General features: G+C 51.8%; 13 protein-coding genes. 8 read left to right on the top strand and 5 right to left on the bottom strand.

Annotated features, from left to right (window positions below; translation table 11 throughout):
* Positions 1 to 8 precede the first annotated feature (8 nt).
* Positions 9 to 1,211 carry a sodium-dependent bicarbonate transport family permease gene (locus tag LX98_RS09555; RefSeq protein WP_496428676.1) on the bottom strand — a complete coding sequence of 401 codons (1,203 nt, stop codon included), beginning with the start codon at positions 1,209 to 1,211 and terminating at the stop codon, positions 9 to 11.
* A gap of 473 nt (positions 1,212 to 1,684) precedes the next feature.
* Between LX98_RS09555 and LX98_RS09550 the strand changes: the two genes are divergently transcribed.
* Positions 1,685 to 2,263 (top strand): hypothetical protein, encoded by a 579-nt coding sequence (locus tag LX98_RS09550; protein WP_496428675.1) that lies wholly within the window; start codon positions 1,685 to 1,687, stop codon positions 2,261 to 2,263.
* Between the two features lie 201 nt (positions 2,264 to 2,464).
* On the opposite strand, the gene LX98_RS09545 is transcribed toward LX98_RS09550, so the two are convergent.
* The 3 genes from LX98_RS09545 to lexA form a co-directional block, all read right to left on the bottom strand.
* Positions 2,465 to 5,623 carry a DNA polymerase III subunit alpha gene (locus tag LX98_RS09545; RefSeq protein ID WP_496428674.1) on the bottom strand — a complete coding sequence of 1,053 codons (3,159 nt, stop codon included), beginning with the start codon at positions 5,621 to 5,623 and terminating at the stop codon, positions 2,465 to 2,467.
* A 280-nt stretch (positions 5,624 to 5,903) separates the two neighbouring features.
* Positions 5,904 to 7,109, bottom strand: coding sequence for a Y-family DNA polymerase (locus tag LX98_RS09540; RefSeq protein ID WP_496428673.1), 1,206 nt, complete (start codon positions 7,107 to 7,109; stop codon positions 5,904 to 5,906).
* Between the two features lie 7 nt (positions 7,110 to 7,116).
* A complete protein-coding gene (gene lexA / locus LX98_RS09535; RefSeq protein ID WP_312641151.1) occupies positions 7,117 to 7,659 on the bottom strand; it encodes a transcriptional repressor LexA in 543 nt (180 codons plus the stop codon).
* Positions 7,660 to 8,038: 379 nt separating this feature from the next.
* On the opposite strand from lexA, the gene LX98_RS09530 reads away from it, so the two are divergent.
* Entirely contained in the window at positions 8,039 to 8,782 is a 744-nt protein-coding gene (locus tag LX98_RS09530) for a TerC family protein (RefSeq protein ID WP_496430588.1), read from the top strand.
* Between the two features lie 117 nt (positions 8,783 to 8,899).
* Here the strand turns inward: LX98_RS09530 and LX98_RS09525 are convergent, their stop codons facing one another.
* Positions 8,900 to 9,466, bottom strand: coding sequence for a MarR family transcriptional regulator (locus LX98_RS09525; RefSeq protein WP_496428672.1), 567 nt, complete (start codon positions 9,464 to 9,466; stop codon positions 8,900 to 8,902).
* A 109-nt stretch (positions 9,467 to 9,575) separates the two neighbouring features.
* Here LX98_RS09525 and LX98_RS09520 point away from each other — a divergent pair, with 109 nt between their 5' ends.
* The 6 genes from LX98_RS09520 to LX98_RS09495 all read left to right on the top strand — a co-directional run bounded on the left by LX98_RS09520 (position 9,576) and on the right by LX98_RS09495 (position 14,213).
* Positions 9,576 to 9,818 (top strand): thioredoxin family protein, encoded by a 243-nt coding sequence (locus LX98_RS09520; RefSeq protein ID WP_496428671.1) that lies wholly within the window; start codon positions 9,576 to 9,578, stop codon positions 9,816 to 9,818.
* Between the two features lie 89 nt (positions 9,819 to 9,907).
* Entirely contained in the window at positions 9,908 to 10,366 is a 459-nt protein-coding gene (locus LX98_RS09515; RefSeq protein ID WP_496428670.1) for a globin domain-containing protein, read from the top strand.
* Positions 10,367 to 10,544: 178 nt separating this feature from the next.
* On the top strand, positions 10,545 to 11,414 hold the full coding sequence (locus LX98_RS09510) for an MOSC domain-containing protein (RefSeq protein ID WP_496428669.1): 870 nt from the start codon (positions 10,545 to 10,547) through the stop codon (positions 11,412 to 11,414).
* Positions 11,415 to 11,698: 284 nt separating this feature from the next.
* Complete coding sequence (locus LX98_RS09505) at positions 11,699 to 12,277, top strand: VTT domain-containing protein (RefSeq protein WP_496428668.1); 579 nt, start codon at positions 11,699 to 11,701, stop codon at positions 12,275 to 12,277.
* 182 nt (positions 12,278 to 12,459) lie between these two features.
* Positions 12,460 to 13,398, top strand: coding sequence for an RluA family pseudouridine synthase (locus LX98_RS09500; RefSeq protein WP_496428667.1), 939 nt, complete (start codon positions 12,460 to 12,462; stop codon positions 13,396 to 13,398).
* Positions 13,399 to 13,925: 527 nt separating this feature from the next.
* A complete protein-coding gene (locus LX98_RS09495; RefSeq protein WP_496428666.1) occupies positions 13,926 to 14,213 on the top strand; it encodes a hypothetical protein in 288 nt (95 codons plus the stop codon).
* The last annotated feature ends 60 nt before the right edge of the window (positions 14,214 to 14,273 follow it).

Raw genomic sequence — 14,273 nt, 5'->3', positions numbered from 1 at the left:
TTCCTTGGTTAGCCAACAGGTATTGCTCTGGTCAGTGCCGTGGCAATCATAATATAAACGGGGATGCCGATCGTCACGTTATATGAAAACGTCAGACCTAACGAGGCTGCCAATGGCAGTGTTGGACTCGCTTCCGGAATCGCCAGCCGTTGAACCGCCGGAACTGCAATGTAGGACGCTGCCCCACACAACACAGCAAAGAGCGCATAGGTGCCGAGTGTAAAGGGTACTCCGAGGAGCATACTGTAACTATGGGCCACCACGATCCCAACCGTGGCAAAAACGTTTGGAGCGATGAGGCCGAATAAGATGAATGATAGCCCTGCGTGTTTAAGGTCTTGGAGTCGTCTGCTAGCGGTCATTCCCATTTCCAATAAAAAGAGAGATAAGATGCCGTGGAAGAGGGCAACAAAGAATCTGTCGTCGACTTCTGTGACCTTCACACCTTGGAGCCGGCTGATAAATCCAATCAGGATGCCCCCGAAGAGCAAATACAGTCCAGGGTTCAGGAAAATCTCGTGTAGCATTTTTCCACTAAAGATCGGTTTTGGTTCCGCATAGTCGGCTGCGGCTGCTGCACCCAGCGATTGGGCCGGCAAAGAAACCGGGAGCTGTTCGACATGGTTAGTGTGACTGTCTTCGCCTTCAGTTGTGGGGTCTACGAGTTTGCGGGCGTAAGGATTATATCCCGGCTCATCCGGCATATTCCCAAGGGCGTCCAGCCTGCCGGAGGCCCGAAGGCGCGATACGAGGTAAAGAGCCACCAGGCAGCCGGGGATTTCCATGACGGCAAGAAGAACAGGCATATAGGCTGCGAAGGCGATATTCGCCGCGGCCAGCACTCCGAGACAGGTGACAAAAGTCCCCGCTGAGTCAGAGCCATAATATCCGGCTACGGTTGCAGCATCAATTCGCCGCAACTTTGTTTTTCGAAGGATAATATAGGCGGCGATGCCGATGATCAGGTTTGTGAAAAAACCAATTACCATGAATCCAAGAGCATGTTGCAATTCGGCCATTGAGAGAGAAGCCAGTTCTTCGCCTCCGTGCCAACCGATAGCGATCAAAAGATAAATGGTTAATCCCTTATACAGGACGTGTGGAAATTCAAACGGTACTTTGAGGATGGGGACTAAAAATCCAAGATAGAAAAATAGCAACAACGGTTTGAACAAGTTATGGGTAAAGTTGTACATAAATTCTTCAAGCATACATCGCTCCTTTAACTATGAAGTCTGCATTGCATGTTCAGGTATTGGTTGAGATCTCGGATGCTTTCGCAAGCCTTCTGAAATAAAAGGTTTCATTGTACGGTCCTCTAATATTTCCCCTTCCAAAGTCTTTTTGCAAAATTAGGTCCAAGATTATTCATTGAGATGTCACCACAGGAAAATCTGCCTAATCCCACTAAATACAGGCGTTGGTCCATCGAGATGACTTTTTAATTCTTGGAATTGGAGGTTGACTTCCTCCTATTCTGAGCGAAAACGCAACCCGCGCACTGTTCAAATTCACTAATTTGCAAATAACCGGGGCAGAAACTTTTGATGAGAGATCTACAGCTGAAAGCAGGCTCGTTGAAATGGACAAACTGGTGAGGAGAATATTCGGCATGAAAAGATTATCCCGGTGCCAAGGCAATAATCTTTTGAGGCACTAGACTCGAATATGGTAATATAAGTACATGCGTTGTCGGATTCTCACCGGAGTATTGATCGTCAGTGCCTTCTTTTCAGGCCTTGAGGCTTGGGGACTGGAATTTACTGCAGATCAGATCCTTAAGTTCGGGCGGCAGACTCAAAAGGCCAATCTGTACTATCGGGATGACCGGTGGCGGTTGGAACATCAGTCGATGGGTCCGGTCAATGTCACCATTGTGCGTAAAGACAAGCAGCTCATGTGGCTGCTGCTCTCCCGCGTGAGACACTTCAAGACGCTCCCCTACGATCCTGCTCAGGAGCCAAAATTGAGTGAGCATCTGGAAGGAGAGATCTCGCGCGAAGAGATCGGCAGGGAGACGCGCGAGGGCCATCCGACGATCCTATATGAGGTGACGGTGAAGCAGGGCGATGAGACCGATGTCTACTACCAATGGTTTGCCACCGACATTCAGTTCCCGATGCAGTTGACCAGGAAGGACGGAAGCTGGAGTGTCGAGTATCGACATGTGAAGCTGCGGCCCGTAACCGATTATTTATTTCAACTCCCAGTCAATTTCCAACCGCTGGAAGAGTTCGACCCGCCGAAGAAAAAAGAATCTTAAGGGATCGCGATGTCGTTACCTATCCCTTTGAAGGCGAGCTGGCGCCTCTGCAGGCTGCAATATCTCCTAACAAATAACTTCTCTATCTGAACATAGACCCCTTCCTGTTGGCTCAGGGTGACAATATGGTGTGGGGGGCCTGAACCAGGATGTGTTCGGCCCATGCTTAACTGTGAAGGCTATGTTTGGACAGCTTGGGTGTTAACCGATCACTCGCATATGCTGTACCGTCAGTGTGGTGGCGGTGAAGTCTTCCTCCACCAATCCCTCCAGAAGAAGCGGCCGTTCGTTCGTGAGTAACGGTCCGTATCGTTGGAATATTTCGGGGAACAGCGTGGCATCGTAAAGTGCCGTGGTATCTTCCAGCGTGATAAATTCCATGGGTTTGCCATGTTTCGTCGAGGCGGCCTTTTCCGTGATCAGCCAGCCAACCATCATGATCCGACGGCCGATATGCATAGCCATCTCTGTTGCGGGAGTGATTTGCAGGCATTGCAAATGTTTCGCATAGAGCGTCAACGGATGACAACGGAGGGGGAAGCCGAAGAGCCCAATCTCATGCTGGATCAGCCGTTCTGTGTCATATTCATTCGGAATCGGGAGCAGACGAACGGATGGCAACAGCGGGGTGGCGTGTTGTGCAACTGATCTGGGTGAGGAGATGCCAAAGGTTGGATGCTCGGCGTAGACCCGCCAGAGCAGGCCGGGGCGGGTGACCTCACCGGCAATAGCATCGAAGCAACCTGCCAGAACCAATAACCGCGTCTGCGCCGGTTCGGGGTTGAGTCTGCTCAGAAAATCATGAAACGACTGAAACGGGCCGTGGCGAGATCGTTCTTCGAGAAGCCGATCAATGAATCCCCGTACGATGCCTTTGATTTGCATCAAGCCCATGCGGATGGTCGTTCCTTCTCCCTCATATGCCCATGCGCTGACATTGATGTCCGGGGAGAGCACGGTCAATCCCATCCGGCGGGCTTCTGACAGATAGGCGAAGGTTGAATAAAACCCACCTTGGTTGCTGATGACGGCGGCCATGAATTCCCCAGGATAATGGGCACGGAGATAGGCCGACTTAAATGACACCTGCGCATAACTGGCCGAATGCGGTTTACAAAAACTATAGCCGGTAAAACTCATCGTCATTGCCCATACCCGCTCGATCGTTCGCGCATCCACACCGCGCGCGCGCGCGCCGTCGACAAATTGGCGTTGATAATCGCGAAGCCGGCGTTGCTTATGTTTTTTGCTGAGGATTTTCCTGAGTTGGTCGCCATCTTCCACGGAAAACCCCGCCAGACCCATGGCCACTTTGGTCACGTCTTCCTGATACACCATGATGCCGTGGGTTTCCCCGAGCACGCTTTCCACTAACGAATGCAAGGGGCGATAGGCGCCGCCATGCGCCCGCCGGACAAATTCTTGAATGAACCGGTTCGCGGCGGGACGAATCAATGATGAGACGATGACGAGATACTCAAAGACATCCGCATGCATGCGCCGATCCGCCGGCATGCCCGTCCAGAGTTTTTTGAGAAGCAGTCGGGTAGCAGGCGATTCGATGTAAAAACATCCAATTGTCTCACCCCGTTGAATGAGCTGTTGCGTTTTGGGGTCGGTTAATGGGTCCCAGGTGGCATAGTCGATCTGTCGGCCGGTGTGTTCTGCAATTGCCGCAAGGGCATCCCGGATGACGGCTAAGGATCGATTGCCCAGGAGATCGATTTTGACCAGGCCGGCATCTTCCGTTTGATCTTTCTCCCATTGAATGACCGGAACACCCTTTGCGGCCACTTCCACCGGCACATAGCGGCGGAGGTCATCAGGGACAATCACGATGCCCCCGCAATGCAGCGACAGATGACGAAACCGTCCCTGAAGTTGAAGGGCGAGTCTGACAATTTCCGGCCATGGCTCGCGCAAATCGATGAACGCCGAGGCCTCATCAAGGTGTGAGGGTGGTTTTTTGCCATTGTGTGATCTCGAAGACGGCGAAGATGGAAGAGAGCGAGGCTTCTCATTTTCTCGAATATTGGGAAGGCGGGGAGTCTGCCGGATCGCAGATTGGCTACATGGGGAGATAGAGGACTCTTGAGCCGGAAGATCAGTGAGCGGGAGGCGAGTCAGCAGTCGACTCACCTGCTGAATTTCCGCCGGAGGCATGCCATAGACTTTGGCGACTTCCCGCACGGCTGCCCGAAGTGCCAGTGTATTCTGATTGGCCACCATGCCGGCCTGCCGGCTGCCATAGCGCGCAAAGACAAAATCCACAATGCGGTCGCGCTCATCCCAGGGAAAATCCACGTCGATATCCGGCGGATCGTGACGCCCGGGATTTAAAAAGCGTTCAAAGAACAGATTGTGCCGGATGGGATCCACATGGGTAATCCCCAGGCAATAGGACACAATGGATGCCGCTGCCGATCCCCGGCCACAGGTGCGAGGCGCCTGGCGGACAATCTCGTCAACCACCAGAAAATAATGGGCGTAGCCTTTATCCCGGATGACGCTCAGCTCGCGTTCGATCCGATCAGTCACGACCGCTGTCAGTGAGCCGTACCGCCATCGGGCCCCGTCGTAGGTCTTCTCGCGTAGCAGAGTGAAGGCATGCGGGTCGGAGAGCTGGCGAAAACTTGGAAAAATCGTCTCTTTGAACGACCACTCGGTCTGGCACTGCTGCGCGATCTTCCAGGTATTGGCCATCGCGTGAGGCACATGGGGAAACTGTGAAGCCAGTCTCGCAGGTGGCATCAACCAATGATGGGGTGCACAGCATGCCTCCGGCGGCAACTGAGAGAGGGTGGTATTTAAGGCGATCGCGCGGAGAATTTGATGGAAGGGGAATTCCTGGTGGGTCACGAAATGCACCCGGTTGGTTGCGACGGGAGGAAGGCATGTGCGGCGGCTAAAGGCCAGGGCCTGGTGCATGAGTGCGCCAGGCGAGAGCTCTACGTATAGATCGCTAGGTGAGTGGCGTTTCCAGGCCGTCAGCGCGGCAGGGTCATCAGAGAGAATAATCAGTCCTTGGCGATGCTCCTGAACCGCGGCGATGCAGTCAAAGTCGTCATCGCAATGGCGTTGGGAGAGCAGGCGGCAGAGATTGATATAGCCAAAAGAATCTTTGACCAGGAGCACGGCGCGGTGCCGGTTGTGGGTCAGTTCGGCTCCCAGGATCGGGCGTAAGCCATGGGCCTGTGCGACCTCGATAAAGCGAATGGCACCGTACAGCCCGTTCGTATCGGTCAGGGCAAGTGTCTCGGCTCCCTGTCCCTTTGCCGTCTGGCACAAGGTTTCCAGTGAGGACACTCCTTGCATCGGGGAGTACTCCGAATGAACGTGTAAATGGACAAAGGCTGACATGAAATAATGCGGCAATAATGATAAATTGCGTACCCATTTTTAATTAAAGTATCGGTTTACTTTATGTTCATGTTGATAACCTGTTGATTGAAGTGATGCCTTATTTTTTCTATCTGTGGATAAATCATTAGTTAAAGTTTTTGATTAATTTCAATCATTTTAAAATACAAAACACCTATTATTCATTGCTTATTTTGCATATTAAGTAAGGCCAAAAAAATGAGGGTGCTCATGCCCCAGAGGGTAGCATCGCTTGAGAATTTTTCAAGATTCACCCTATTCAATCTAAACGAGAGGCCAGGTGTGAGCGTCCCCATTGAATGACTTTCATGCCGAACCGGGTATGCAAACGATCAAGGGCTAATGCCAATCGATGGGGACGGGGGAGTGCCTGAGGTTCTTCCTGGTCATGTAATGGGAAGAGCGATAGTTGTTCGGGTGGAGGACGAAAGCTATTACTTCGAATGGTCAGTGAGCGCACGCGGACGCGTCGTTGGAAGCACCGACGGAATAAGGTCTGAGCTGATGGAAACATATCAACCTCCCAATGTGTGGGTGTGGATAAGACAGATGAATGGTGAACCGTGAGCTGATCACTAGAGAGCAGCGTCAGTCTGAGGCGATGACACAGGCGCTGTCGCCGACGTAGATCATGGCAGAGAGAATCCAGAAGACATGACAGGCCTCCAAGGAGCCGGTCGTGGTCAATCGTATCAGGCTCAAAGAGATAAGAATGGGTCAGCGATAACGAGGCCTCAGGAGCAACGACCGGCAAAAAATCAATCCCGCGTGCCCACTGATAGAGCCGGTGGCCCCATCGACCGCAGACGGTTTCCAAGGCTTCCAAGCTCACGTCGCTCACGTCGCCGATGGTCTGTAGATTCAAATCGGTCAAGCGTGTGTGGAGTGCGGACCCTCCAGGACCTTGTAGCCCGGGAAGTATTGAGACGGGTAAAGGCGATAAAAAGTCCTGTTCGGAGCCTGCCCGGACATCACATAATTGGGGCGGCGTGAGGATGGAGCTGGCCATTTGCGCGACAAGCTTATTGGTCCCGATACCGGCGACGGCTTGTAGCCCAAGTCGCGATGTCACATCGCGCTCTAAACGCATCGTGGTGTCACAGGTTGCGCCAAAGAGCCGTGTGGTGCCGGTCAAATCTAAATAAAAATGCCCAGGCCTAAACGACTCCCAAATGGGTGCGATCGGTATCATGCACGACACGAGGGCATGATGGGCTTGGGCAACACGAGTAGGGTTGGGAGGCACGAGTCGAAGCGAGGGACAGCGTCGTCTGGCCCGATCGGCCTGAAGTCCGGGTATGACTCCGGCGTCTTCAGCTTCGGGAGAAACTTCACGGATGATGGCACGGGACGCATGGGCGGAAGCCACGGCGACAGGTCTGGTGCGTAAGGAGGGGGCGTCGACGCGAGCCAGGGCCACTTCGAATCGAGGAATGCATAAACAGACAATTTGACGGTCCATCATTTTGCATCTAGCCACAATGCCGAATGACCCCGATCACCACTCCTTCGATCACAAATTCATCCTGCGGCGTCACCAGAATCGGAGTCATGGTTGCGTTCGCCGGATGCAGTTCTATTTGCCCTTCTTTGTTGTAATATTTCTTAATCGTCGCCTCCCGATTCACCAGCGCGACCACGGTTTGTCCATTTCGCGCCATTCGTTGCTTGTGTACAATCACCAGGTCACCCGGCAGGATGCCTTCATCCCGCATCGATTCACCTTTCACTCGTAATGCGAAATTGTCTCCCGTTCGCAGCATGGAAGGTGGAACCTCCACCAGCTCAGTTTGGGGAATGGGCTCAATCGGGTTGCCGGCCGCGACGATGCCGGCCATGGGAATCTGTGTCGGAGAATCCAGTTGGGAGAGGATGGCTTCGACCACTCCGGGAATCCGACGCATTCCGCATTCATAGCGGGTAATGGTCATACGAGTGGTGCGGAGACGTTCAGCTAGTTGGGTTTGGGTTAATCCCAGGCGTTGCCGGATCTGTTTGAAGGCTTCAGGCGTCATGTAACCAATGGTTACATTGTGGCATGGGAGGTGTCAAGAGAGGTGGTTGCCACCGACCCACTCATGACTACATCGAGTGCAAATATTGTAAGTATTTGATTATTATCTGTTTTTTATAAATCACTTATGCTGAATAGGGTGGGTCTCTCATGCCATCTAGGGACAGTTTCGGGAATGTCACTCTTAGGACAGCTCATCGTGGGAAGACAGGTCAGCACTGTTTCCTGTTCACGAACCAAGAAGTGCAGGATCCACCCTAGAAAATGGCGCACATATTCATGCCGGCGCATCCTGCATGGTCGCACATCGCTACGGAGGAATGTTGCTGCCGGCATGGCTCAACGCATTCGATGATCAAAAGAAAGAAGAGGAGAATCTGATGTTTGAATGGCTGACAAGTCCTGAAGCATGGATCGCATTAGGCACGTTAACCGCGTTAGAAATTGTCCTGGGGATCGATAATATTATCTTCATCTCCATCCTTGTCGGACGTCTTCCCGAGAGTCAGCGAGGGTTTGCCAGAAGAGCAGGGCTTGGTCTCGCCATGGTGGCACGCCTGGGATTGCTGTTTTCGATTTCATGGGTCATGGGGTTAACCGAACCCTTGGTGACGGTGTTCACCCACACGATTTCAGGGCGCGATATTATTCTGGTCGGCGGTGGATTGTTTCTCATGGCGAAAGCCACGCATGAAATTCATAACAGCCTGGAAGGGCTGGAAGAAGAGAGGGGGCACACGATTGTGGCTGCGAGTTTGGGAATGGTTCTTGTCCAGATTGCGGTTTTGGATATTGTGTTTTCACTGGATTCGGTGATCACGGCGGTCGGTCTGGTTGATCAGGTTTCTCTCATGGCGATCGCCATCATCCTGGCCGTCCTCGTGATGCTGATGGCCGCAAAAGCGATTGGAGATTTTGTCGATGAGCATCCGACCATCAAGGTTCTTGCCCTCTCATTTCTTATTCTCGTGGGTGTGACCCTGATGGTGGAGGGGTTCGAGGTGCATGTCCCGAAGGGCTATATTTATTTTGCCATGGCGTTTTCCATCACGGTGGAAATGCTCAATATTCGCATGCGGAAAAAACGGACACCGGTCAAACTGTACAAGACGCTTTCCGAATAGCCGGAAATACGCGGACGCCACAGGACGCGTGTGAGGTCCTTCGCGGAAGAGGGGAGAGGAGATGATTTCGGCACTTGTCTATGTGAGAGAAGTCCCAATGATGTGGTGCAAGATGCGCTAATGCGGATATTCGTGCTCGCGGCAGATTAATTGAATGTCTTGCACACTCAGCGGTTCTCGTGTCAAACCGCAGACATACCCGTTCTTTTCATGATCTTCATTGAAACGACAGGTGTGGCAGGCACCAAAGGCTTTTCGTCCATTGACCTGCTGCATTCCTCGCAGGATTGAGCGCAAAGCAGAAGTCAGTTGAGCGATTTTTATTGAATCCGTCCTCGCCAGTGCCGGTTCCAGACTTCTGGTGAGAAGGGCCTTTTTTATGAGATTGCTCCCTTTGGTGGTCGGCGCAAGGCGTACGATTCGTTTGTCCTCATTATCCGTCTGCTTCCGTAGGAATCCCTTCTGCTCTAAGACCTTGAGCGATTGTGAAACGGTTCCCTTCGTGAGTCCCAGATACTCCGCCACGGCTTGCGGCGTATTTGAATAGCGATTGCATTGCGTCAGATACGTCAGCGCTTCCATCTGCACTGGTTGTAATCCGTAACGCAGACCAAACGCCCGTGCCTCCATCCGTTGCAGGTTACACAATCGCTCTAAGACATCATTGGCTTCTCGGGCACTCATAGATCAATTGTATCGTCTCGATACAGATTTGACAAATGCGAATACCGCTGGTAAATTTCAACTAGTTTCGACTCAATACTAATTTCAATCTTTCAAAAGGAGACAGTGTATGAAGAAAGCCGTGTTTTATCATGCAGGGTGCCCGGTCTGCGTTTCTGCGGAAACCATGGTGACTCAGGCCATCGATCGTCAGCAATACGATCTGGAAATCGTTCATTTTGCACGGACCCCCGATCGGGTGGGTGAGGCCGAAACGGCAGGTGTGAAGTCTGTTCCTGCCCTGGTGTTAGAGGGGCAGGTATTTCACGTGAATTTTGGTGCATCCATGGACGATGTGAAAGCCAGTATTTAAGGCGAAGGATTTTATGTACGGGAGTAAGACGGGTTTCCAGGGATAGCCTGAACGCCGACTCCCGGTTACCAACGAAAGGAGCAAATAGTATGCGTGCATGGGTGAGGAATGTGTGTCTCGGGCTCGCTCTAGGGTTGTCCCTGAGTGGGGCGGCCTGTTCAACGGTTGAACCCCCGGCGGGAAAGGCGACGACATCGTTGTACGAACGGTTAGGGGGAAAGCCGGCTATCACGGCGGTCATCGATGAATTTGTGAGCAATGTTGCTAACGATGACCGTATTAATGGTCGCTTTGCCACTACCGATATTCCGAAACTGAAGGGACATCTGGTGGATCAAGTCTGTAATGCGACTGGTGGGCCCTGCACCTATACGGGCAGGGACATGAAGTCGACGCATGCGGGAATGCGGATTACCAATGCCGACTTTACGGCTATGGTTGAGGACCTGGTCACGGCACTCAATACATTCAAGGTTCCGAAACCGGAACAGGATGAATTACTTGGGCTGCTCGGTTCCATGAAATCTGATATTGTCGAAATTCCATAATCCTGCCTGGAATATTTGGTTCTGTAAAAGTCTTGGGGGGATGAGGTCTCATCCTCCCAAGTACCCTGGCTCTTCCTTATAGAGCACATCGGCGGGAAATTGTTTCAGACTCAGCCATTCCTGAGAATGACTGTGTGATTACCCTGAGAGATCACTATTTAAAAAAGGAGAGTAAGAAGTGACAAAAGTTTTGCAATCCGAAATGGGAGTCATTCAGTCGTTGTGGCGCTATCCAGTCAAGTCGATGAGAGGTGAAGCCTTGTCCCTTGCCCAGGTTACTGATCACGGACTTGTCGGAGACCGTGCCTATGCCATCCTGGATCGTGACGATGGCAAAGTAGCCACAGCCAAAAATCCCAAAAAATGGCCCAATATGTTTGCCTTTGAGGCAACTTTCTTGGAGCCGTCAGGAGGCAAAGAATCCGGATCTCGCATCCGCATCACGCTGCCTGACGGCACAATGGTTACCAGTGAGCAACAGGATCTGCCCCAGGTCCTTTCCAAAGCTCTGAACCGTGAGGTCACCCTGGCGCTCATCGAGGGTGGGAAGATGACCGGCGTCCAATCAGCCATGCCTGAAAAATGGATTGCGCAGTCTGAGGAATACTGGCCCGACATGGATGGTCGCGAGAAACGGGACACCGTGACGGATTTCTCTCTTCCGACCGGCACATTTTTCGATGCCGCGATGGTACACCTTCTGACGACGGGCACGCTTAATCAACTTCGTGAGGCATATCCGGAAGGGCGTTTTGAGGTGCCGCGGTTTCGGCCGAACGTTGTTGTGGACACTGGAGCTGATGAGCAAGGCTTTATCGAACAGGGGTGGATTGGTCAGACGCTAGGCATTGGGAACAACGTGCGGTTGAAGATTACCGGCTCATGCGGTCGGTGTGTCATGACGACGCTAGCGCAAGGAGAACTTCTAAAGGACCCCGGGATTTTACGCACAGCGGTCCAACACAATCTTGGCAATGTCGGGGTCTATGCTTCAGTCATACAGGGCGGTGCGATTCGAATCGGGGATGGTGTACGATTGGAGAAATGAATGATTGTGAAGTTATGTCTGCCTGTGTCGGTATGAAAGAGCATCAACGCCGTTGGATTTGTGTTAGGTGTATCAGGAGCTGGAAATTTCCCGTTTGACTCTGCAATGGTTGACGAAGTCAGAGCCTATTGAGGGGAACCGCGAAGGTTCTTGAGCTGGCCATGTCAACGGGTTCAAATGTATCTCCTGAGTTGGTATTGGTCTGTTTTCCTCTCATTTAACCCGCTTGTGGGTATCCGTGGTTTTTGAGTTTTTCAGCATGCATCCGTAAGATGCGTGTGAAAATGACGTTTTCTCTTATCACCGATCCTAAGAAAAAGCTTCTTTCCATCATTGCGTTCTTTCTCCTGCTGTATGTGATAGGTACACTGACCGGCCTGCGATCTCATCTATCGCCTGATGTCATTCAGTCATTATTTTTTGCGTATCCGGTTTGGGGTCTTGTGCTGTTTTGTCTGGCCTTTAGCTTCGGCAATCTCTTGTATGTGCCAGGATGGATCTTTTTAGTCGGGGCCGTCTTTGCGTTGGGTAAAGAATGGGGTGGGGTTGCGACCTTGATGGCCGCGATGTGTTCTTCCACGATCAGTTTTCTCCTGATTCGTGCGGTGGGTGGAACGGCGCTTCGCAGCTTTAATCATCGATGGGCCGACACGATTTTTGCGCATCTGGATGAACGTCCAATTCTATCGGTGGCGTTCTTGCGCCTGCTGTTTCAGACCTTGCCCGCTCTAAATTATGCCCTGGCCCTTGCGGACATTCGCTTTCGCGATTATCTGGTTGGAACTGCTGTAGGGTTGCCGCTTCCTATTTTTCTGTATTGTTATTTTTTTGAACTGATTTTCCAACATCTTCTGAATAGGTAAGCAAACATAGACATGTGTGGAATGTAGGTAAAGAGGGGAAAATGGTTACACAAAGGCTTGAAATGGGCTTCCTCACATGGGGTAGACGCATGGATTTCGCAATTATTATGTTGGTCATGAAGGAAGCTATCCACGGACCATTGTCCCACCCTGCACTTTTCTGTCACATCTGATCCACAAAGATGATTACTGAATTTATCGTGACGGAGGGTGAAACCCGCAAGCGCCTTGATCAATTTTTGGTCAACCGTGAGCGGGACATATCCCGTTCACGGTTACAACGCTTGATTGAGTTGGGACGGATCCGGGTCAATGACAGGATGGTCAAGCCGAGTCACACCATTAAACCAGGGGATCACATTACGATGGATGTTCCCCAGCCGGGACCGCTTCTGGTTGACGGGAAGGCTATGACTTTGGAAATCCTTTACGAGGATGAAGTCCTCCTGGTGTTGAACAAGCCTGCCGGTGTGGTGGTGCATCCCGCGGCAGGGAACTGGGAGGGCACCGTGATCAATGCGCTGTTGGCCCATATTCCCAACCATGCTGATGCAGAAATATTTAATGGGAAAAGGGCGCTACCACGGCTGGTTCATCGACTGGATAAGGACACCTCCGGAGTGATGGTGGTCGCCAAAACCGATCATGCCCATCGTACTCTGGCGACACAGTTTGAAAAACACTCGATCAATCGGATCTATGAGGCATTCGTCTGGGGCAGACCTCGCCATGAACAGGGAGTGATTGAGTTGCCCATTGGGCGGGATCGGGGAGAACCGAAAAAGGTTTCATCCAACACCGCACAGCCACAACGAGCGGTCACGGAGTATCGGGTGGAACACATATTTGGTGACCTGGCCTCACAGGTCGTGTTGTTTCCACGCACAGGGCGGACACATCAGCTTCGGGTTCATCTGGCGTCCTTAGGGTGCCCCATTTTGGGGGATGAGACGTATGGCGGTCAGAAAGTATGCCGGATGATGGAGATCGACATACCACGGGTGATGCTCCATGCACGTACACTAGGATTCCAACATCCCGTATCCGGGATGTTTCAGGAATATTCCGTAGGCTTTCCGTTGGACATGCAAGGGATCTCTCAGGCGTTCCTCAACAAATAATAGTGAATGGACATATCTTTGTTCATCTCCTGAATATTTCATTAATCCTCGTCAAGTTTTTTCTCATCTGACCGTTACAATCGAAAGAGAGCCCTGAAGGGAGTTTCACCTGACTTGAGCTTCCATGGGTTGGGACAGGTGGGGCGGCTAGGAATTACCGTAATCAATACATATTGAGAAAGAATGAATCAGAATGTGGCGTAAGATCCTCGTACTGTTGGTAGCGGTGATGGTAGGGTATCTGTCCATTGTGGGGCTGTTGAAAAAAGCCGCCAGCGGCGTTCTCGCCATTTTCCCGTGCTCACGTACTGGAAGTACGCTCTGCGCGCAAAACATAAGTTGTGCCCTTCGGGACACGGCAGGCAATTTGCGGCCTTGCTGGACGAACTTTTTTGAACCGCCCCGAGGCCTCTGATATGCAACGTGCCTGTGGGTCAATATGCCCCTGGAAATTAGTAATATTCATCACTCCCATTCTGTCCAGTCAAGCCGCCTGACTTGAGAATGCCACCTTCTGGTATTCCCACGTGATGATGTCGAGTCAGCCGTTTTTTGTGAAACTGGAACGGGGGCAGGATCATGTTCGTCGAGCTTTGGATGCGGTCGATTCCTCCTATACCGTGTTGCGTTCCGATTCGGAGCAACAAGCCTATCCACGAGTCGTCATCACCACCAGCTTCTGGATTCCCTTCATTGTTTCCGAACATTTTCATACCGAAGGTGATGCTGCAAGGCGGGTCGTTTTCACTGCTCACTATCTGGGGTTGTTTGGCTTGGCCCTATCGATAGGCGATTCGGTTGAGATTGCCGCATAAATCCTGTGTGTGTATGGACAGGCATTTCCCATTCACTGCAGTTTTAAAAAGCAGGGGCTT

The sequence above is a fragment of the Nitrospira marina genome, assembly GCF_059568365.1.
This window is presented reverse-complemented; position numbering and strand designations above follow the sequence as displayed.

Coding starts and splice junctions, on each gene's coding strand:
- LX98_RS09555 (WP_496428676.1), bottom strand. CDS start 1,211: ATGCTTGAAGAATTTATGTACAACTTTACCCATAACTTGTTCAAACCG.
- LX98_RS09550 (WP_496428675.1), top strand. CDS start 1,685: ATGCGTTGTCGGATTCTCACCGGAGTATTGATCGTCAGTGCCTTCTTT.
- LX98_RS09545 (WP_496428674.1), bottom strand. CDS start 5,623: ATGTCAGCCTTTGTCCATTTACACGTTCATTCGGAGTACTCCCCGATG.
- LX98_RS09540 (WP_496428673.1), bottom strand. CDS start 7,109: ATGATGGACCGTCAAATTGTCTGTTTATGCATTCCTCGATTCGAAGTG.
- lexA (WP_312641151.1), bottom strand. CDS start 7,659: ATGACGCCTGAAGCCTTCAAACAGATCCGGCAACGCCTGGGATTAACC.
- LX98_RS09530 (WP_496430588.1), top strand. CDS start 8,039: ATGTTTGAATGGCTGACAAGTCCTGAAGCATGGATCGCATTAGGCACG.
- LX98_RS09525 (WP_496428672.1), bottom strand. CDS start 9,466: ATGAGTGCCCGAGAAGCCAATGATGTCTTAGAGCGATTGTGTAACCTG.
- LX98_RS09520 (WP_496428671.1), top strand. CDS start 9,576: ATGAAGAAAGCCGTGTTTTATCATGCAGGGTGCCCGGTCTGCGTTTCT.
- LX98_RS09515 (WP_496428670.1), top strand. CDS start 9,908: ATGCGTGCATGGGTGAGGAATGTGTGTCTCGGGCTCGCTCTAGGGTTG.
- LX98_RS09505 (WP_496428668.1), top strand. CDS start 11,699: ATGACGTTTTCTCTTATCACCGATCCTAAGAAAAAGCTTCTTTCCATC.
- LX98_RS09500 (WP_496428667.1), top strand. CDS start 12,460: ATGATTACTGAATTTATCGTGACGGAGGGTGAAACCCGCAAGCGCCTT.